Consider the following 21498-nt stretch of genomic DNA (forward strand, 5'->3'; position numbering starts at 1 on the left):
TTCCCCGCGGCAAGCGAGCCATCGCCACCCGCAAAACCCTGGAAGTTGTGGCGGGGCTGCGGCGTTACGGCACCCGGATTACCCGTTCAAGCCCGCATGGCGGGGCAATAGCTATGTCCAATTAAGTTCTTAAGATTGCCTTTGTCGAGGTCCAATGTCTTGAAGTAGAGCCATGATCTTCGCTGTCTATTGCAACCGTCGTGGCGGCATGCTTACGCTCGGCGCAAGCAAGATCGTCGATTGCTCGCGATAGTCCACGACTGCCATCGGCGGCATGGTTACCCGGGGGGATAATGATCATGACGCGTCGCGTCGTGCGCTTAAGGCTGTTCAACTTTGTCCGGGCCCGTTATGTGATGCGGGCCACTGTAGCAACGACCGTGGCCGCAATGGTTCTGTCGACGGCTGATGCCTCGGCGGCATGGGCAGCCACGACGGACTGGAACCTAGGCAACACTTCGGCCTCGCAGGTTGCAGACCTGACGGCACCCGCCACGGGAGTGGTCCGGAACGATGGACTCAAGACCTGTTTGGAGCGTGTCAGCGGCGCCACCGCCAACGGCACGGTAGCCGCCTCGTCGACGTGCACCGGCGCGTCCGGCCAGATGTGGACCTTCAAGCCTCCGACGTTCAGCACGCAAGGGAATCTGACTCCGGCTGGCGTGCCCACCAGTTGCTTGAGCGTGGTGAGCCGTAATGGCGGACCGGCTCGCGAAGTGGCGGCGGCCGGCGCTGCCCAGATGCTTTTGACCGACGATGGCCAAGTCTGGGCGAGGACCCAGAATGGCTTAAATGCCGAGCTGGGTCCGTGGGTTAAGGAGACCGACGCCAAGGTCCAAGATATCGCCGGCGGCTCCGACGGCACTCAGATGATCATCGGCGCGGACTGGCACGTGTATGCCCGCAATAATGTCGGTGCCGACGGCTGGACCAACGAGGGCACGCAGGCTGCGACCGCGATCGCCACGAACGGTGGCACCCAGCTGTACTTGGCCTCCGACGGGACGGTATACGCCCGGTCTGGCATCGGCGACGCTACCGGCTGGGTAGCCGAGACCGCCGCTGGCGGTGCCAAGGCGATCGCTGTGGGGTCCGACGGCACTCAGATGATGATCGGCGCCGACGGGTCGGTATACGCCCGCTCCGCCATCGGCAACGCGAGCGGCTGGGTAAAGGAGCTCGGACCGGGCGCGCAGGCGATCGCCACCAACGGCGGCCTCCAGATGCTGGTCGACGCCCGCAGCGAGGTCTATGTCAAGACGGGTATCAGTCTCAACGGCTGGACCAAAGAGGCCGTTACCTCGGCCAGCGGCGCGGCGGTCACTGCCCCAGCGTCGCCCCTGCGCAGGGTGATCACGGTCGACAGCGACCGCACGCAAATGATGCAAGGCTCCGACGGCAACGCGTATGCCCGCCTGGCATCGGACACGACTTGGACAGTCCAGAACGGGCCTGTCCTGACGGGCACCGATGTAGTGGGGCGTACCGCGATCGCGGTCGGCTCGTCCGGGCGGCTGATCATCCTGAACACCGGGACCGTCTCAGCACGCACGGCCGCATCGAGAGGCCGCTACGTCTCCGCATCGGATCCGACGGCAGATTCTGCAGACGGCGTTCCAGTCAAGCTTTACGACTGCCACGACTGGGCGAATCAAGGCTGGGTGTTTGAGTACAGCAAGTCCGGCAGCATCCAGCTGCGTAACCCGGCATCGAACCGGTGCCTCAACACGCCGAACGACTCGACCACCAGCGGCACCGCGCTGACCATCGCCACCTGCACCGGCTCACTCGGCCAGCAGTTCACCAACCCCACCACACCGCCCCCGCCTTCCGGCCCGATCACCAACCCGGTGGTGAACAAATGCGCGGTGCCGGCGTCCACGACCAGCACCCCGGACACAGGCGCCGCGGTCGTGATCAACCCGTGCGGCGTCGGCTACACCACCGGCCCCGTCCTCCCATGGACTCTCAACAAGGACGGCACCCTGACGGCCGGCACCATGTGCCTGAGCCTCACCGGCGGCGAAACCGCCACCACCAACGGCACCAAGACCACGATGAGCAAGTGCGCCGGAACCCTCGACCAGCAGTGGGTCGTCGGGTTCGACACCACCGGCCGCACCCAACTGATCAACCCGAACTCCGCGCGATGCCTGGAAGACCCGAACGCCAACCTCACCACCGGCACCCCACTGCAGATCGCCACCTGTAACAACGGGGACGCCCAGGTGTGGAGCATCCCGCACACCGGGCACGCCTTCGCCGGACCGATCACCGCGACCACCACGGTGATCCCCGCAGGAACCGGCACCGAACGACTCGTCGCGATGCAAACCGCGGCACGAGTACGCGACACCCGCGCCCACCTGGCCCTGCTTATGCACGCCGGAGGCCCCAACGTCCGCCAGATAGCCGCGCAGTGGCTTGCCGGCCCCGACACGGCGCTGAACGTCGAATGGGGCGACTGGGTCGACAAAAACTGGATCGCCGAAGACTGGGTCAACGGCTGGAAATGGGCCGACGCCTCCAGCGACACAGCGCCAGCCGGCCCGCTAGGAGCGGACATCGTCGCAGCCGGCACCGCCGATCAGGCACGCCAGCAGCGTGAGACCGCCCGCGACGCGTTCCTGGCCGGCTACCCGATGGGCGACTACGGATCCCGGCCGTCCTTTGACACCGACGTCACCAACTTCTTGTCCAAAGGTTCGACGAGAGAACTGGCCGTCGAAGCCGCCTACTTCCACCCTCTGATCACGCAGGCGTCGAAGGCCGAGCAGGACAAGGTCTGGGAGATCTATGAGCGTCACCTCAAGTCCGAGCCAGGCAACGGCTACTTCACCGCTGACAACATCAAAAAAGTCGTAGAAGGGTCAGCCGACGACGTTCGCCGGTTCATCCAGTTCGACAGCTATCCCCGGGTCGCACCGCAGCCGAATACCCCGGAATTCCGGATCGAGGTCGAAGCCCTCAAAACCCGTTGGGCACAGGGCGACCCGAGCAACCCCCTCGACCCCGACCACGTCCTGCTCGACGTCGAGGAAACCGCCTGGGCGGAATGGCAGGCCGAACTCAACTCGCAGGCCCAGCCCCGCGCCGACATCCTCGCCGCCGAAATGCAGAGCCTGGACGCCCTGCGCGCCAGCTCCGAAACCATGCACGACGGCCTCGGCTACGCCTGGACCGCTCGCGGCATCCAATGGGCCCAGGACCAGAAATTCAACAGCGGCAAACCCGCCTGGACCGGCGTCGACATCTCCCGCGCCCCGCACGACCTCGGCGTGATCAAAGCTAAAGTCGCCGCCCTGGCCGCCGCAGCGAAAAACTCTGCCGCGGTCGCCAAGGACGCTGCCGACAAAGCCGTCGCCGCACGTGACGCCGCGTACACCACAGCGACCGCAGCTGGCCTACCGCAGGGCCGCGGCCTGACCTACGCCCAGCAATCAGCACAAGTCGCGCAGGCAGCAGCCGCCGCCACACAGGCAACGGCCAACGCGATGCAAACCGTGGTCGCTGCAGTCAACGCAACGCTGGCTAACTCGGCCACCCTGCTGGCAAACGCAAGCGCGCAAGCGCACGCCGCCCGCGCCCTCTACCTACGTCAGTCGGCCGAGGACAGCGCCGCTCACGCCGCGCAGCTCGCCGCGCAGGCAAAGCAAGAGGAGAAGGAGGCCGCCACCGCCGCCGCCAAGGCCGCTGCGGACAAGACCAAGATTGCCACTGTCGAAGCCGACGCGAAAAGCGCTCTAGCCCGGGCGGACGCTGCAGCAGCGGACGCCGCCAAGCAGGAAAAGATTGCTGCAGACGCCCAAGCGACGGCCGAACGGGAACGGCAGAACGCGGCCGCGGCGATGACGGCGGCCCAGAATCAAGCCGCGATCGCCGAATCAAAGAAGAACGAGGCGGCGAGCGCTGCCGCCAAGGCCGGTCAGGACGAGACGGCAGCAAAACTCGCGGAAACCTTCGCGATGGACGCTTGGCGCCGGGCGGCTAAGGCCCAGGCCGAGATGGTCGCAACAGCGCAGGCAGCCGCGGAAGCAGACGCGAAGGCGGCCGCCGCCGCCGGTACAGACGCTGCCGACGACGCCGAAGCTCAGGCCGTCAAAGCCCGCAAGGCAGCCGACGATGCCGCAGCCGCCGCCGACACAGCGGGGACAGAAGCCGACGCCGCTCAAGCCGCCGCATCCCGAGCACGATCGGCTGCCGGCACCGCGCGCGCCGCGGCACAGCGTGCGGCCGCAGATCTGGAGACTGCGAAGGCAGCAGCGTCGCAGACCCACGCGGATGCAGTCGAGGGCCACGCGCTGGCCGCCGACGCGATCAGCAACGCACGCTACGCGGCCTCTCAGGCAGCACAGGCACGAAAGGCGGCAGCCGACGCCAAGGCGGAGGCGGACAGTGCCAAGGCAGCCGCGCAACAGGCTCAGACCGAAGCGGCGGATGCGCTGGCCGACAGTGCGGTCGCGATCGGGCAAGCCGTGGCCACCGGCCAAGCCGCACAAGAAACCGCGGTCGCAGCCGCGACTGTAGCGGCCCCCGCGGACACCGCGATCGATCTTGCAACGCCATGGGCAGCCACCGATTCAGCGGCCGGCCTGGCCGGCCTGAGCTCACAAGCAGCCGAGACCATTTCCGCCGCCCAGGCGAATATCGCCGCAGCGCAGGCGACTCAGGCGGCGGCTCTAGCCGTGGATGCCCAGGACGCCGCGAACCGGGCGAGCGGGGATGCGAAACTTGCCCTCCAAGCAGCGGCCGCAGCCGCGGTCTCGGCATCGCAGGCAGCCGCCTCGGCGGCGGCCGCCACGAAGTCTGCTAACCAAGCAGCAGCCGACGCGAAAGCAACTAAGCAGGCATCCGCGCGCATCGACGAGATGGATGCCAAAGCCCAGCAGGACGTCACCAAGACCCAAGGCTCCGCCGATGCCGCCGACGCCCATGCGACGGCGGCGGAAGCAGCCGCCGACGAGAGCGAACGTGACGCCGACGCTGCGCACCACGCGTACTACAGCGCGCAGGACTCCGCAAACGAGGCCAGCGAGTACGCCGACGATGCGGAAGCTTCAGCGCAGGCAGCACGAGAAGCCGCCGAGAATGCCAACACGTCACTCGAGGGTGCTCAGGCAGCTGGCGCTGCCCTGGCCTCGGCTACGGTCAACGACCCGCAGCAGCTAACTGACCTGAACGCCAAGGCGTCGCCGCTCGGCGACGGTATCTGGGTCCGTCCTGAAGCGAAGGTCACCTTTACCCCAGACGGCCCCTGCGTCGGTGTCGGCGGCTGCGACGTCACCGGCACAGCCCACGTCACCGGCTACAACGTCTACTTCTATGCCGCCTGCGCCGTCCCCGACCCGGCGGACCCGAACCACTGTTTCACAACCGCGAGCGGCTCTGTCCTCAACCTGTACCCGTTGGCGACCATTCCGATCAACCAGCCGCCGTACAAGATCACGCATCACATCGATCAGATGGCGTTGTATGACACCTACGTCAAACATCTACCTGAGACGCTGTTCCATGAATTCATCGGCTGCTACCACAAGCTGACGTCCGCCGACGACGGTGGGAGTCTGTTCGACTGCGGGCTGGTCGTCGGTGAACTTTTCGGTGCGGAGATCATCAAAGCCGCATCGACAGCACTCCGCGCGCTTCGCATCGCCATGATCGCCTACGACGTCGAAGGAATCGACGGGGCGATCAACGCGATCAAGGCTTTGAAGATTGAGTACCAGACCCTGATAGAGCTTCAGAAGATCGCGGCTGCTGCCCGTGCTGAAGCTCTCGAAAAGCGGATTCTCGAGTGCCTCGGTGGACATAGTTTCGCGGAGGGCACCGGAGTTCTTATGGCCGACGGCACAGTCAAGCCAATTGAGGCAGTCAGAGTCGGTGATTTAGTCCGTAACGCCACACCTTCTGGTGGCGTCGAGACGCATCAGGTGACGCAGACGCACCGGACAACTACGGACACCGAATTCACTGAACTGACCGTCGTGGCCGGCGACAGAAGAGTCAATATTGTCGGCACTCAGAACCACCCATTCTACGACGTCACTCGCGCCGAATTCGTCAACGCAGGCGATCTTGCCGTCGGAGATCAGCTGAGGACCGGCAGCTCGGGAACGATCACGGTCGCCGCTGTGCGGAATTATACCGGCGCGATGGCCACCTATGACCTGACAATCGAAGGCCTGCATACCTATTTCGTTGACAACAACGGCCTTCCCGTACTGGTACATAACAGTACGGCTTGTCCTCCCGGTTGGGTGGCAGACGCCCTTAGGGAGATGACGGACAGGAAACTTCCAGTCACGACGGGCTTCTTGTACGTTGGTGGGCGGCGCGTCGCGGAGTTGTCGGCTCGCACGGAGGAAGAATCCAAGTATATTAACGCCTACCTCCATAAAATCTTCCCGAATGTTCCCGCGAAGACGACCTTCAGGGCTTCATGGCACGCCGACGGGAAGCTGGCCTGGTGGATGCGTCTAGAATATCGAAATAGCGGATTCACCAGCGAAGAGTTGAAAAACGGGATTATGATTATCAATAACAAGAACGGTCCTTGCGGAGGAGTAAAGTACGATCTTGGATGCCTTCAGGATATGGCGAACATTCTCTATCGCGACCAGAAGATAAGTGTCTTTTGGCCGGGGCGGGCGGAGCCATACCCTGTCCAAGGCGTAGCTTCGCGATAGGGAATGAGGAATAGACGCGTGATTTTGAACTTTTCAGACGGACGGCGTCATCGATGCGCGGAGACTGCAGAGGCGGTGTCTGCTGTGGTTAATGAGATTTTTGATGGCCGCAGCAGCAAGTCTGCAGGGAATGTTGCGCATGGAGATGACGGTACGGCAACGGACGCAATATTCGAGCTCTCATGGTCGGACCGGTGCCACGACCTTCAGAGTAGTGAAGCCGGTCGTAATGGCCTGCCTAGCAACTTCCTAAGTGTTGCTTGCAATCACTCGACCGGATACGGTGCCCTCGTCTGGTGCGTCGACCAGGTCTCATTTCCGCGGAAGGGTGGCATACATGCCAGCGTCTGGGTGACGGATAATGTAGAGCCGCCGGAGTTCGACACCGGCGTGATAATGGATCAGGACGTAGAAGAATGCCACGATCCAAGAAGCACCATTCCGCTCCACCAGGTACGGCAGGCCGTCGAGGAGTTCTGCCGCCTGGGTACAGGTGATCGTCCCGAAAGCGTCCGATGGGTTGAAGCCTTCGACTTTGTGGGACGAAGGTTCCCGCTCGTTACCGACGACGGAAGGCATGACCCCTTCCTTGCATGATAGATCTTCGCTGGAATGAGTACGCAGATACTGTGACGCCGGATCCTGCGACGACCGTCACTATCAGAGCGCCCTGGGATGACATGATTTCGATCGTCTCCCAGGGCGCCCTGAGTGCCTATTGAGGCGTCTTATGGTCTGCTGCGACTTGCGGATCAAATGCTTCGGCCGCTTTGCCGCTAACGACAATGGCGGGACTTGAGAGGGATTGCTGGCGATGTCAGGCCCGTGCGCAGCCCAGACGCGCGCCGCCATGTAGGTCGTCCGGTTGCTCCGTGGTCGCTCGGATGTTCCGCACCCTCATCGGATGCACCCGGACGGAGCCAGATTTTGCGGTCTCAGGTGCTCTTGAGGTTGCATTTAGCATCCCGGACGGAGCGATATGTAGTTGGACGGGGCCGGACGGTGCGCGTAGAAAGTCCGTAACTCGCACTGGAGCTAATCAATGAAAAAGCTGCGGACTTTTAATCCTTAGGTTCCGGGTTCGAGTCCCGGGCGGCCCACTCGTTTGATCTGCGGTTCTTCGGCAGGCAGCTGTCCGTTGTGGTACCTGGACCCTTGCTGGTCGCTTGGACCGTTTTGGCCGGATCTGGCTTTCGTGGCGCGCGGTCGCGGCTTCCTGGCCTGCGGTTTTGGCTATGGCTGACGTGCTGGCTCGTGGCGGTGTGGTGGACGCTCGGGTCGGCTGTGGTGGCGGTCCGGCGCGACGGCGCTTGATCTTGGCGGTCATCTTGGCGCGGGCGTTGCGGGCGGTGGTCAGGATGAGCCGGGCTGTCGCCTCGGCGGCCTTGTGCTGTGCTGCGGGTAGCACGCTGGTGTAGGTGTCGGCGGTGACCACGATGCTGGCGTGCCCGAGCTGGTCCTGAACGGTCTTGAGATCGGCGCCGGCGGTGTGCGCCAGGCTGGCCGCGCCGGTGGCAGGCCGCACAGGCCGGTCCGGAATCCCAGGCGTTTCGTGAAGTAGTTCGGGTGGAATGGCTGGCCGTCGGGGCGGGTGAACACGTAGCCGGAGGTTCGCCATGTGTGTCAGGTGTGCAAGTAGTGGGCGCGTTGGTGGCTTAGATGGCTCCGGAGCACGGCTACGGTGCGCCGGTCCAGGGCAATGGTGCAGCGACTGGCCGCCGATTTGGGCGGTCCTTCGATGATCTGGTGGCCGGCATTGGTGCGCTGGTTGGTGATGTGAGCTGCCGGTTGTTGAGATCGAGGTCTGCCCAGCGCAGCCCGGCGACCTCGCCGTGCAGGCCGCCACCGGCCCGTCGTTCCTCACGGTGCCGCGGAAGTGGACCTTGACGACATTCAATGGGTGTGTACTGTGTACCCATGACACACGCTGATCTTCGGTATCTCGCTGAGGCCCTCACTCCGCGGCACGCCATCGCGGTGAATGACCCAGTCGACCGGCAGCGCCTCGGCGACCTGGTCGATGTCGACACATCCGAGCACCTCCTCGGGTTCATCTCCCAAGCTGGCCGCGTCGTCGCTGAGACGGTGGGGCCGGGCGAGACCGTGCTGGCCGAGACCGACATCGCGATGGACGCCGATGGTGGCTGGGAGCCTGGGCCGCCGTCCGAGGTGTGGAAGGTTCCGGCGGGAACCCGCCGGGAGGACATGTGGGACGACGTTGCTCGCCTCTTCCTTGCCCAAAGCCTGCGTACCGGGGCTGCCAGCCAGGTCTGTGGGTGGCGGGACCGGGTTGTGGCAATCGTGCCGGAGGAAGTCGGCCCGAAGGAGTCGACGATTATCCGAACCTTGGCGAACGGCGGGATCGAAACGACGCACACCTACAACGTTCTCGACGCGTATGGCACTTACGCCAAGTGGCTCAACGAACTTGCCCTGGAATTTGGAAGCGGTGACGAGGCCATGGCCTCGGACACGCCGCAACCACCTGGGCTGGTGCGTAACGTCGTCGCTGCATGGCTGATGCGCGAGGCGGGCGAGGCAGAACTCAACCAGGCCCGCTTCTCTCTTAAAATCGGCCTCGCCGGATACGCGCGGATCACCGAGCGCGCGCCGAACGTCGACCTGCCGATCGCCGAACTTGCCCGTTCCCTCTACACCGACCGCGCCAACTTGACGAAGGTCATCAAAGCGGCCGAGAAGGATGCTGTGATCACCGAGATCCACGATGCGATCGCGTCCAAAGATACCGACCGGATCGCCGCGGCACTCCGCAAGTCGTAGGGCCGAATGGTGGCCCCGGCAATCTGTCCGGGGTCGCCAGTGGGCCGCGCAGGCACCGTCGTCGTTACCGAGATGACCATGATTCGTGGTTGGGGCGGGTGATCCCCATGATCGTCGCATCCTTGCAAAGCCTTGTAAGCCGTGCTCAGGAGGATGATGGACGTACGCGAGCGGTCGACCTCTTGATCTTCTTATTGGCTCCGCCTGCGAGCGCCGCGGCCGCGGCGCATCCCTTCTGGGAAGAGGGCGATATCAGGGGGTGAGTTGGTCGATCGTCATGCCGACATCGTTGAGAATGCCACGCAGCGTTCCTTTGGCGACGTCGCGGTTGCCGTGCACTGGCACGGTGGTTCCACGTCCGTCCGGGTGTCGCATGATGTGGTGGCTGCCGGCCACTCTTGCGACCTTGAAGCCATGCCGCTCCAATGCGCGGACGATGCGGGTGCCGGAGATAGATGGGAGCGGGGGCATCAGGCCGCGACGGTGATAGAGAGCTCGCGAGGTACGCCGAACTCCTCGATGAGGCCGGTCAGCGCCTCGCGGAGGTCCTCGAGTGCGGCTTCCTCGGTGTCGCCTTCCCCGTGCGCTCCCAGGCCAGGGCGCAACTGAGCGTGGGCACACCACACGCCGTCCTCGTCGCGCTCCACGACGACCGGCACCGTTATCGTGCGAAATTCGGCCATGTGGCCACCCTAGCGCGGTTCGGTGATCACTGGTCGGCGTCCCCCGGCCGCAATATTCTGCCCCGTGAGCTGGTCAAACGTCCTGGCAGCGGGTGGCCGGAGACGGTCGTAGGGCGGTTCGCATAGTGCAACGTCCGGCCCACTCGTATCTGCCTCGGGGCGACCCCCAGGCCTCACGTTACGGTGGGCGCGGAGGGTGGGCCGGTTGCGGTCCGCCCGAGGCTGCGGTCCCGACTTTCTGACCTCCGACGAAGATGTTGGCTCGCCGCCGTGTGGTTGACGCCCGGATTGTCGCCGTAGGAGATCGATCATTCCTCCTTGTGCCGGGAGATCATGGTGGTGCAGACTCCCTAAATTGCTCTGTGTCGATGCATAGCGCGGGGGTTGCTGTGCGTAACGGACGGCTCGGCTCGTTCTTGCGTAGGTTCGTCCGGCGGGGCGTATTCGTTCTCGCCCTGGCTCTGGTCATCGGTCTTGTCCTGCAGACGGCGCCACCCGACGATGCCGCGCTGGCGGTATCCGGCCCGGACGTCTCCCTCGAGGGCATCTACTCGTGGCTGATGTCGGGCTTGGCCGCCTCGGTGGGCTGGGCATCGCCCCGCGGCCCGGCGCATCCACACGGTCCGGCTGAATTGACGGGCACGGCTGAGGGACATTCGCACACCGCCTCCGCGGCTGCCACCAGCGCCGGCCGCGGGAGCGGTCGCAAACCCGGCAAAGGCAAGGGCGAGCTCGCCGCCGCTCAACCATGGGACCGGAGCGTGAGAACCGGGCCTAGCGGCGGGGCGGTTCACGGATTTGACGAAGTGACCAGCGTGGCGGTGCCGGCGAAGTCGGATGCGACGTCGACCTGGTACGACAACCGGGACGGGACGCACAGCCGGATCGTCAGCGCCGGGCCGGTGAACTACAAGGCCGGCAAGGGCTGGAAGAAGATCGACACGTCGGTGCGTAAGGCCGGCGGCGGACGATGGCAGGAGAATGCCAACTCGCTGAACGTCGAGTTCGCGCCCTACGCCGATGACCCCGCTCTGACCTCGATTGCGGTCGACGCCGCCCACTCCGTCGGTGAGCGGCTGCTCGGCGCGACGCACGCCGCCGGCACGGGTACGGCGTCAACGGTCACCTACGTCGGGGCGCTGGCCGACACCGACCTGCGGCTGTCCGCGACGAACACCGGTGCCAAGGAATCACTCGTGCTGCGCACCGCCAACGCGGCCGCCAGCTGGGATTTCGCGCTCGACCTGCACGGACTGTCGGCCGCGATGACCGCCCAGGGTGAGATCGTGCTGAGGAACACGGCCGGCAAGGATCTGCTGACTGTGCCCGCCGGCTACGCCTGGGACTCGGCTCCGGCGCCGCCGGGTGGTGCGACCACGCACGCCGTGACCTATCGGCTGAGCGGGTCCACGCTGCACATGTCGCTGGATCCGGCCTGGCTGCACGACCCCACCCGGGTGTTTCCGGTGACCGTCGACCCGACGTTCAACGGAAGGCCTTACACGACGTACGTCGAGTCGAACAGCCCGCCGGCGGATCACTCCGACGACACGTTGATGAAAGTCGGTACCGCCGACTCCGGGGCGCACAGTGACTACTCATTCCTGACGTTCCCGTCGCTCGGTATCCACGATTCGGGTACGACCCTGTCGGCCGCGACGCTCAATCTGTTCGACGTGTGGTCGTCCACCTGCACGGCCTCTCGCTTCGACGTCGCGCTCGTCACCGAACCGTTCTCCGTCACCGACGCGATGACCTATCCGGGGCCGCCGGTCACCGCCTCGATCGGCAACAGCACGCCGGCCGTCCCGAAGTCCTGCGCCAACACTTCGAAGAACCAGACCGTCGGTGACAACATCTCGGTGTCGCTGGCCGTCGCCTCGCTGAACAGCTGGGCGACCGGCGCCGCCAACTACTTCGGCCTGCGGCTCGCCACGACGACATCGACCCAGAAGTGGTTCGCATCCGCGATTTCCGAGCACACGCCCACGATCGAGCTCACCTACAGCGGCTACCTGCTGCCGACGGTGCTGAGCCGGAGCCCGGCCAATGGTGCGTCGGTCGGCACGCTGACCCCGACGCTGTCCGCGATCGGTGCCGTGGACTCGCTGACCGGCACGTCCGAGGCGAAGTTCCGATTCCAGGTCGCCAACGGCGGCGGCACGGTGGTCGCCGACTCGGGTGTCGTCGCCGGTGCGTGGACGGTGCCGGCCGGCAAATTGGACTGGGGACAGACCTACTCCTGGACGGTTCAGGCGTACGACGGCACCAATTACTCGGTCGACCCGCAGTACTACCAGCTCTCCGTCCAGGTGCCCCAACCAGCGGTGACATCGAGTCTCTCGCAGAACCCGGGGCACGGCTTCGACGCGTCGATCGGGAACTACACGACATCGGTGACGGACGCGGACGTGGCAACGGCCGGCCCGCCGCTGTCGATCGTGCGCTCCTACAACTCCCGCGACCCGCGCTACACGGGTGCGTTCGGTGCGGCATGGGCGAACGTCGTCGATTCCCGGCTGACCGAACGGTACGGGCCGAACAGCGCGGTCGAGGCGGTCGTGGTGACGTATCCGGACGGCTCCGACGTGGCGTACGGGCGCAAGGCCGACGGCAGCTTCGCGGCACCGGCGGGGCGAGCCGCGAAGCTGATCCATCTCGCCAACGGGTACGAACTGATCGACAAGTCGGTCACGACGTACACCTTCACGCAGGCGATCACAGCCGGGGTGTACGGCCTGTCCTCCATCACCGATGTCGCCGGTCGTACTGAAGCGCTGACCTGGGCGAGTGGGCACGTCACCGCGTTGACCTCGGGCACTTCGGGCCGGTCGCTGCACTTGACCTGGTCGACGCCGTCGGGTGCTTCGGCGGCCCATGTCACGTCGGTCGCCACCGATCCGGCCACTGCCGGGCAGGCCGATGCGAACACCTGGACCTACGGCTACAGCGGCGACCAGCTGACCTCGGTGTGTGCGCCGGGGACGACGACCGCGTGCATCAAATACGGATACGACTCCAAATCGGCGTCAGCGCAGCGCAACGAGGTGCTCGACCTCGGTGCGACGTCGTACTGGCCGCTCGCGGAGGCCTCGGGAACAACGGCGGCCAGCGCTGTCGCGGCGAACGAGGGCACGGACAACGCCACCTACACCAGCGTGACGCTCGGTCAGACGGCCGGCGCCGGTCCGCTGGCGACCAGCGCCGCCACCTCGGCCGCGTTCAACGGCACGTCGTCGCGAGTGAACCTGCCGAACCTGCACCTGGCCTCGTCGAACTCGCACTCGATCTCGCTGTGGTTCAAGGCCGCCTCCGGCACGCCGGCGGGCGTGCTCTGGTCGCGTAACGACGTGCCGATCGCGAACACCCGTTCCGGTGGTAACACCATGCCGACGCTGTACCTCGGCACCGATGGCAAGCTGCTCGGCGAGTTCTGGATCAGCAGCAGCACGTTGGCCGCGAACCCGATCACCACGAGCGCGTCGGTCGCGGACAGCAAGTGGCACAACGTGGTCCTCACCGATTCCCAGACCGCGCAGACGATGTTCCTGGACGGTAAGCAGGTCGGCTCGATCGGCGGTTGGGGCACCCTCGGGCGTGGCGAGACCGCGGCGACCGAGTCGGTTTACAACTACCTCGGCACCGGATACCTGGGGCCCTCCGTCGACGGCAACGGCGTCTGGCCAGACCAGCCGCACACCGACGCGAACAGCTCCACCGAGTACGGCAGTTACTTCAAGGGATCGCTCAGCGACGCGGCGTTCTTCGAGGGCAAGGTGCTCACGCTCGCCGACGAAACCGCGATCTACAACGCCGGCCTGCACCCGCAGACTTTGATGACCTCGGCGACGCGAGCCTCGGGCAAGGCGTACGCGGCGGTCACTTACGACCCGGTCTCGGCCGCGGTCACGCATGTGACCGACGAGAACGGCGGATCGTGGGGCCTGTCCGCTCCGGTGACGACCGGGTCGAGTCAGGTTTACCGCGGTGCCGTGCTGGGCTCGGCACCGACGGCGTACTACCGGCTGAACGACTCGGCGGGCGCGACACAGGCCTACAGCGACGAGTCGTACCCACCCGGCGCCTACGCGAACACGACGCTGGGGGTGTCCGGACCGTTCCAGGACAGCAGTGCGGTCACCATGAACGGCACGTCGTCGGTCATCTCGCTGCCCAAGAGCCTCCTCGGGACGGCAGCCAGCTCGCAGGAGGTCTGGTACAAGACCGACGGCATGACCACGGGCGGCGTACTCCTCTCCACCCAGGGCGCAGCAATCGGGGGAACGACCGGAACGTCCGCGCCGATCATGTGGATGACGTCGGACGGCATCCTGCGGGCGCAGTCGCCGTCGGTGACGCCGATCGGGCCGTTTTTCTCCAGCCCGATGGGGAAGTGCATCGACGACGCCAGCAGCGGGACGACCGACGGCAACACGGTGCAGATCTACACGTGCAATGGTTCCGCTGCCCAGAGCTGGACAATGTATCCCGACGGTACGGTCCGGGTCCTGGGCAAGTGCCTCGACATCGTAGGCGGAGCCACGACGAGCGGATCGCTGCTCGACATCTCCACGTGCACGGGGGCAGCCCGTCAGCTGTGGCAGGCGTACGCGGGAGGCCTGCGCAATCCCGGCACCGGTTTCTGCGTCGACGATCCCAAGAGCAGCACCACCAATAAGACCCAGCTTCAGATCTACACCTGCAACGGCAGCGGCGCGCAGAAGTGGGTGCAGTCGCTGGCGTACCCGACTTCCACGGCCGACGGTCAGTGGCACCACGCCGTGCTGACCAGCGACGCCACCACGCAGAGCCTGTACGTCGACGGACGGTTGGTGAACTCGAGCAAGAGCAGCCAGACGCTGCAGCCGAGCCAGCTCGCTTACGCCTACCTGGGCGGCGGCTATACGGCGATGAACGCGACCGGCCTGACCGTGAACAGCACGGCGTATTACAAGGGCTCTTTCGCCGAAGCGGCGTTCTACTCGACGGCGCTGAGCGCTGCGGACGTTGCCGGCCACTACGCGGCGGCGCGCAACTCCGCCGGTGTCACCCCGATGACCACGGTGACCGTCACCGACCCTGGCGGCCATTCGCTGGTAGACCAGTACGACACATTGAACAACGACCGGAAGCTCGCGTCGACAGACGGACTCGGTTACCAGACGAGCTTCGGGTACGACTCGGGCGGCTTCCAGCACACGGTCACCGATCCGGACGGTCACGTGACGACGACCGGCCACGACGCCGACGGCAATGTCGTCTCGACCACCACCTGCCAGAACCGGTCGGCGGACGCGTGCTCGACCAGCTATGCCACGTTCGCGCCCAACACCATGGGTCTCGACGCGGCGAAGGGTGCGACCATCACCTCGAGCGGAATCTCGGGGACGACCGGTCTCACCAGCGCCGCCCTCGTCGACGGCAACACGACGTCGGTGGCGGGCGCGCTCGGCTTCGAGACCGCGCTGCAGACCTCGGCGAACGTGACCCAGTGGGTTCAGGCCGACTTCGGCTCCACCAAGACGATCGACCAGATCGCGCTGTACCCGCGTACCGACGCGGCCGGCGGTTTCCCGCTGACCTTCACGCTCGCGGTTTCCGCCGACGGCACCGCCTGGAAGACGGTGTCGACGCAGACCAATCTGGCCGTGCCGGCCGCCGGCAAGCAGGCGACCTTCACCTTCGCCCCCACTGCCGCTCGGTACGTGAAGCTCAACGCGACCGCTCTGCGGCTGAGCCCGACCGCGAGCAAGTACGGCATCGACCTCGGCGAACTGACCGCGCTCAACGACAACCCGGATCCCACGGCCGGCATCCAGCTGACCACACGCGACGGGCGATCGGCGTCGCCGACCGACAACGCCTACCTCACGACCTACGACCACGACGCGCTCGGCAACGTCACGGGCGTGACCACGCCACCGGTGGACGGGTATCCGAACGGCCGGACGACGAAGGTCGACTACACCGACGGCACGACAGTCGCGGCGGCCGACGGTGGGTTCGCGCCGGCGGGCCTGCCGTACAAGACGACCTCGCCGGGCGGCGCGATCAACCTGGTCACGTACTTCAAGAACGGCGATGTGGCATCGACCACGGATCCGGACGGGCTGGTGACCAGGCTCGCTTACGACAACCTTGGGCGGGTCATCGGCAAGACGGCGGTATCCGACTCGTACCCCTCCGGGCTGACCACGACGTACGCCTACGACGGCCAGGACCATCTTGTCACCGAGTCGCAGCCGCCGATCGCGGACCGGATCACCGGCAAGGTGCACACCGCGGTGACAAGCACGGTGTACGACGCTGACGGTGACATCACCTCGCAGACGTTGGCCGATGCGACGGGTGGCGACATCTCGCGGACGACGACCACCGTGTTCGACGCCTACGACCGGGTGTCGTCGACGACCGACCCGGAGAACAACACCACGACCTTCGAATACGACCAGTACGGCGAGCGGACGGCCGAGGTCGACGCGCAGGGCACCCGTACGGAGTACGCGTTCGACCCCGACGGGCGCCTGCAGACCCAGGTACTGGCCAATTACACCGGGGACCCGGCGAATCCGCAGCCGGCGACGCGGCTGGTCGAGCTGTCCCGGGCGTACGACCCGGCCGGGCGGCTCGCGAGCCTGACCGATGCCCAGGGCACGACCACGTCGTACAGGTACACCGACGACGGGCTGCCCGTGACGACGACGCGGACCGACTATCAGGGCAAGAACCCGTACGTGGAGAGGGCCGCCACGTACGACGCGGCTGGCCACCTGGTCAAGGAAGTGACGAACAACGGGGCGACGACCACGCTGATCAAGGTTGACGCGGCGTCGCGCCAGACGTCGACCATCGTCGACCCCGACGGCGTCGGGCGCACGACGACACTGACCTACACGCCCGACGACGCCGTGGCTACCAACGTCGCGAGCGACGGAGCCGGCAACACGGTCACGACCACGGCCTCGTACGACAAGTCGGGTCACCTCACCGCCAAGTCGATCCGTACTAACAGCCCCGGCTACACGGACGACCTGACCACATCCTGGACGCTGGACCAGCGCGGCCTTCCGACGTCGCAGACCGACCCTGACCAGCACATCACGAGCTTCGTGTACGACGAAGCCGGGCGACTCGTGACCGTCACGGCGCCGGCCGTCGACACCGAGACCGGCGGGGGTGCACCCCGCAGCGTCCGGCCCACGACCAAGCAGGGATACGACACGTTCGGCGAGCCGGTCGAGTCCCAGGATGCGAACGGGAACGTCACCAAGACCTCGTACGACCGGGACGGGCACACGGTCAGCAAGACCACACCCAACTACTTCCAGCCCGGTTCGTTCGTGCCGATCACGGCGACAGTCACTCGGAAGTACGACTCCGTGGGCAACCTGGTCGACTCCTACGATCCCGACCTGCGGGAGACGAGCTACCTCTACGACCAGCTCGGCGACCAGACACAGACGACCACTCCTGACGGCGGCGTCACGCATACAACGTACGACAAAGCGGGCCACGCGCTCAGCGTCACCGATCCGACCGGCGCCGAGAAGGACGCGACCTACGACCACCTCGGTCGCATGGTCACCAGTACCGTCATCGAGCGGCACCCCAGCCCGGTCGCGTTGACCACCACCTACTCGTATGCGGCGTCGGCGACGAACCCGGGCGGCGCCTGGCTCGCATCGGTCACGTCGCCGGCCGGCGCGACGACCTCAACGGGCTATGACAACTTGGGAGAGCCGGTCGCCAAGACCGACACCGCCGGCAACACCACCACATACGGCTTCGACCTGCTGGGCCGCGAACGTTCGCAGACCAACCCGGACGGTACGTCGAGCACGGTGGCGTTCGATCAGGGCTCGAACCCGGTGCTGCTGCGATCGCTGGACGCCGACGGAACGGTGCTGACGGCCCGGTCGGCGGCCTACGACGGCAACGGCAACAAGCTGAGCGCGACCGACGCGCGGGGCCACACCACGACCTTCACCTACGACACGGCGAACGACCTGACCAGGGAGGTGCAGCCGGTCGCCGACGACCACGCGATCACCACCTCGTTCGGCTATGACCCCGCCGGCCACCGCACCAGGTTCACCGACGGCCGAGGCAACAGCTGGACATACACGTACAACGGCTGGGGTCTGCCGGAGTCGACCGTCGAGCCGCCCACCGCCACCTACACGTCGGATGCCGACCGGACCACGACGACCACCTATGACGAGCGCGGGCTGGCCGTCAGCCAGACGCTGCCCGGCGGAGTCATGGTGTCCAACACCTACGACGCGGTCGGCAACCTGACGACCACCTCCGGCAAGGGTGCGGAAGCCGACACGGCAACGCGGACGTTCGGCTACGACAAGGACCAACGGGTGACGTCGGCGTCGACCGCCGGTGCCGTCTCCTCGTCCGAGACGTTCGGGTACGACGACCGTGGTGACCTGACGTCGACGGCAGGCGACGGCGGTGTCAGCAGCTTCGCGTACAACGGCGACGGGCAGATGACGGCTCGTACCGACGCGGCGGGCACGGCGAGTTACGCGTACGACGGCACGGGTCGCCTGACCACGGTCGACGACGCCTCCACCGGGGCCCGGCTGGTCGTCTCCTACAACAAGATGTCGCAGGTCAGCTCCATCACGTACGGGGCTGCGGACGTCCGGTCGTTCGGGTACGACGCGCTGCACCGGATAACCACCGACAGGCTCACCACCTCCGCCGGTGACGCGGTCGCGTCGATCGCATATGGGTACGACGCGAACAACAACGTCACGTCGAAGACCACGACGGGCTTCGCCGGATCGGCTGCCAACACCTACGCCTATGACCAGGCCGACCGGCTCACCACCTGGTACAACGGGCCCGCCACGACGCAGTACGACTACGACGACTCGGGCAACCGGGTGCGGGTCGGCTCTGACGTGTTCACCTACGACGCCCGCGACGAGCTGACGTCGGACGGCAAGACCTCGTACACGTATTCGGCCCGGGGAACCCGGAGCCAGTCGGGCGACGTCGTGGCGAACTTCGACGCGTACGGGCAGATGACCGCCTCGGGCACTCAGCGTTACACCTACGATGCCCTCGGGCGGACGTTGACGTCGGGGTCCTCCTCCTTCACCTACAGCGGCGTCGGCAACGACGTCGCAGCGGACGGGACCAGCACGTACAGCCGTGACCCGGGCGGCTCCCTGCTCGGGATCGCCTCCGGATCCGACAAGCGGTTGGCATACGTCGACCGGCACACCGACGTCGTCGGTACGTTCGGCGCGTCGTCGGCAGTGCTGGCTGGATCCACGGCGTACGACCCCCTCGGCAAGGTCCTCGCCTCCGACGCGACGATCGGCAACCTCGGCTATCAGTCGGGCTGGACCGACCCGGCCAGCGGAAACGTCAACATGGCGGCGCGCTGGTACAACCCGGCCAACGGGCAGTTCCTGAGCAAGGACACCGCGGCGCAGAACCCGGTGCCCAAGTCGGCCGCGGCCAACCCCTTCGCGTTCGTCGACGACGACCCCATGACCGGCACCGACCCGTCCGGCCACGGTTGGCTCTCCGACGCCTGGCACGCCACCACTCATGTCGTGTCGACCGCCTGGCACGCGACCACACACGCCGTCTCGACCGCATGGAACTGGACGACCTCGAAGGTGTCCGAGGCCTGGCACGCCACCACCTCGTTCGTCAGCAACACCTGGAACGCGCTGGTCCGCAAGAGCGAGGAGGCCCTCCACAGGATCGAGGACGAGTTCCGGGCCGAGGAGAAAGCCTTCAACGGCTGGCTCAAGCAACAACAGGCCAGATTCGCCGCCATCAATGCCGAAATCAAGGCGAAGGCGGAGGCGTACAAGAATCAGCTCAAGGCGCTCGACGCCCAAGTCGACAAACTAGCCCAGAAGGGCTTGAAGTATGTCAAGAACCACGCGGCCTCGATCGCCACGTTCGTCGTCTCGACGGCGGCGTTCATGGGCTGTGAGGCAGTCCTGGGCGCCGTCACCGGCGGTGTCGGCGCCGTAGCCGGAGCCGGTGTCTGCGGCGCGGTTTCCGGTGCCATCGGCGGCCTGGTCGATCAGGGCTTCAAATGCGCCAAGGACCACTCGCAGTGCGGCGCATCCTCGTTCCTCGGTGCGGGCTTGGTCGGCGGCGTCATCGGTGGGCTGTCCGGCCTGGGCGGCGCGATCGGCGGCAAGTTCCTGAAGGCGGTCGGGGGCCGAGCCCTCGAGGCGGTCGGCGGTCTGTTCGGCAGGAGCGCCGAGGCCACGGCCGAGGGGGCTGGGGAGAGTGCCGCCTCGGCAGGCGCCGAAAGCGCCGCCGACAGTGCGGCCTCCTCGGCCGAGGACTCAAGCGCCTCCCGCGCGGCTGACAGGCCAGGCGAAGAGCCGTCGGAGGCCTCGGAACCGGAGAAGGCATCGGAGGAGAGCAGTTGTGGGGGCGCGGCGCGGCCGCACAGCTTCACCGGCACGACCAAGGTCCTGCTCGCCGATGGCACCACCAAGGCCATCGACAAGGTCCGGGTGGGCGACAAGGTCAAAGACGCGGAGCCAGGAAAACTCCACGCGGAGACCCAGATGGTCGAGCGTGTCATCGTCACCACCACCGACCACGACTTCGTGGACCTGAAGGTCTCCGCCAAACGCCCATCCAAGCTGACCCGCAGCGCAGTAGCCCTCGCCGCAAGCGTTGCGGCCCTGACCGGCACACTGACGACGACCTTCCATCACCCGTTCTACGACCGCACACAAGCGGCGTTCGTCGAGGCCAAAGATCTTCAGCAGGGCGACGAGCTTCAGACCCCGACAGGTGTCGCCACGGTCGCCGCCAAGCGCACGTACCACACGACCGCAGTCACCTACGACCTCACCATCGCCGGCCTTCACACGTACTATGTGCTCGCAAGCAACACCCCGCTGCTGGTACACAACAACAACGGTGCCTGCCCAATCACCGATCCTGGCAGGCAAGTCGAAAGCGGAAGCACCGATCTCAGTCGAGCCACGCGTGATCAACGGGTTATAGACAAGAACAAAGGGAACTTGTACGCCGCTGCCAAGGTTCAGGGCAGAATATTCGTAGCACATTCCAACGAAGATGCGCACGCGGAGCAGTGGCTTCTCGCGGATATCCGCGACGCTAATTTCGACTTAGAAGACATTGATGAAATTTACTCTGAATACGGAATGTGTCCAGGGTGTCAAGGTGTTCAGCGAGGGAAGGGGAGCATTGAGGCAATCTTGCCGCAACTGAGGCCCGACGCGGACGTTACCTATAGCATTCCGTTTGCGAATCCAGCTTCGCGATCTGCAGCAAGAGGGGCACTTAAGGATCTGATCAATAGTATCTTTGAGTAACAA

The 21498-nt window shown here is 65.8% G+C and carries 6 protein-coding genes and 1 tRNA gene; 5 read left to right on the forward strand and 2 right to left on the reverse strand.

Annotated features, from left to right (window positions below):
- The first annotated feature begins 299 nt into the window (after positions 1 to 299).
- The 4 genes from ACSP50_RS01185 to ACSP50_RS01195 all read left to right on the forward strand — a co-directional run bounded on the left by ACSP50_RS01185 (position 300) and on the right by ACSP50_RS01195 (position 9467).
- Entirely contained in the window at positions 300 to 6686 is a 6387-nt protein-coding gene (locus tag ACSP50_RS01185) for a ricin-type beta-trefoil lectin domain protein (RefSeq protein ID WP_014687318.1), read from the forward strand.
- A 3-nt stretch (positions 6687 to 6689) separates the two neighbouring features.
- Entirely contained in the window at positions 6690 to 7283 is a 594-nt protein-coding gene (locus ACSP50_RS44970; RefSeq protein ID WP_080127690.1) for an Imm1 family immunity protein, read from the forward strand.
- Positions 7284 to 7717: 434 nt separating this feature from the next.
- Positions 7718 to 7786 (forward strand) — tRNA-Lys (locus tag ACSP50_RS41465).
- A gap of 817 nt (positions 7787 to 8603) precedes the next feature.
- Positions 8604 to 9467, forward strand: coding sequence for a hypothetical protein (locus ACSP50_RS01195; protein ID WP_014687321.1), 864 nt, complete (start codon positions 8604 to 8606; stop codon positions 9465 to 9467).
- A gap of 252 nt (positions 9468 to 9719) precedes the next feature.
- Here ACSP50_RS01195 and ACSP50_RS01200 read toward each other — a convergent pair whose 3' ends face one another.
- Together ACSP50_RS01200 and ACSP50_RS01205 are read right to left on the reverse strand one after the other, a co-directional pair.
- On the reverse strand, positions 9720 to 9863 hold the full coding sequence (locus ACSP50_RS01200; protein WP_231956836.1) for a type II toxin-antitoxin system HicA family toxin: 144 nt from the start codon (positions 9861 to 9863) through the stop codon (positions 9720 to 9722).
- A 74-nt stretch (positions 9864 to 9937) separates the two neighbouring features.
- Positions 9938 to 10150 carry a type II toxin-antitoxin system HicB family antitoxin gene (locus tag ACSP50_RS01205; RefSeq protein ID WP_014687323.1) on the reverse strand — a complete coding sequence of 71 codons (213 nt, stop codon included), beginning with the start codon at positions 10148 to 10150 and terminating at the stop codon, positions 9938 to 9940.
- 389 nt (positions 10151 to 10539) lie between these two features.
- On the opposite strand from ACSP50_RS01205, the gene ACSP50_RS01210 reads away from it, so the two are divergent.
- Entirely contained in the window at positions 10540 to 21495 is a 10956-nt protein-coding gene (locus ACSP50_RS01210) for a ricin-type beta-trefoil lectin domain protein (RefSeq protein WP_099343683.1), read from the forward strand.
- Positions 21496 to 21498 lie beyond the last annotated feature (3 nt).

This window comes from Actinoplanes sp. SE50/110, from assembly GCF_900119315.1.
Lineage (GTDB): Bacteria > Actinomycetota > Actinomycetes > Mycobacteriales > Micromonosporaceae > Actinoplanes.

What these genes read in the sequence shown, in the direction of transcription:
- ACSP50_RS01185 (WP_014687318.1), top strand. Translation starts at nt 300, where the DNA reads ATGACGCGTCGCGTCGTGCGCTTAAGGCTGTTCAACTTTGTCCGGGCC.
- ACSP50_RS01205 (WP_014687323.1), bottom strand. Translation starts at nt 10,150, where the DNA reads ATGGCCGAATTTCGCACGATAACGGTGCCGGTCGTCGTGGAGCGCGAC.
- ACSP50_RS44970 (WP_080127690.1), top strand. Translation starts at nt 6,690, where the DNA reads ATGAGGAATAGACGCGTGATTTTGAACTTTTCAGACGGACGGCGTCAT.
- ACSP50_RS01195 (WP_014687321.1), top strand. Translation starts at nt 8,604, where the DNA reads ATGACACACGCTGATCTTCGGTATCTCGCTGAGGCCCTCACTCCGCGG.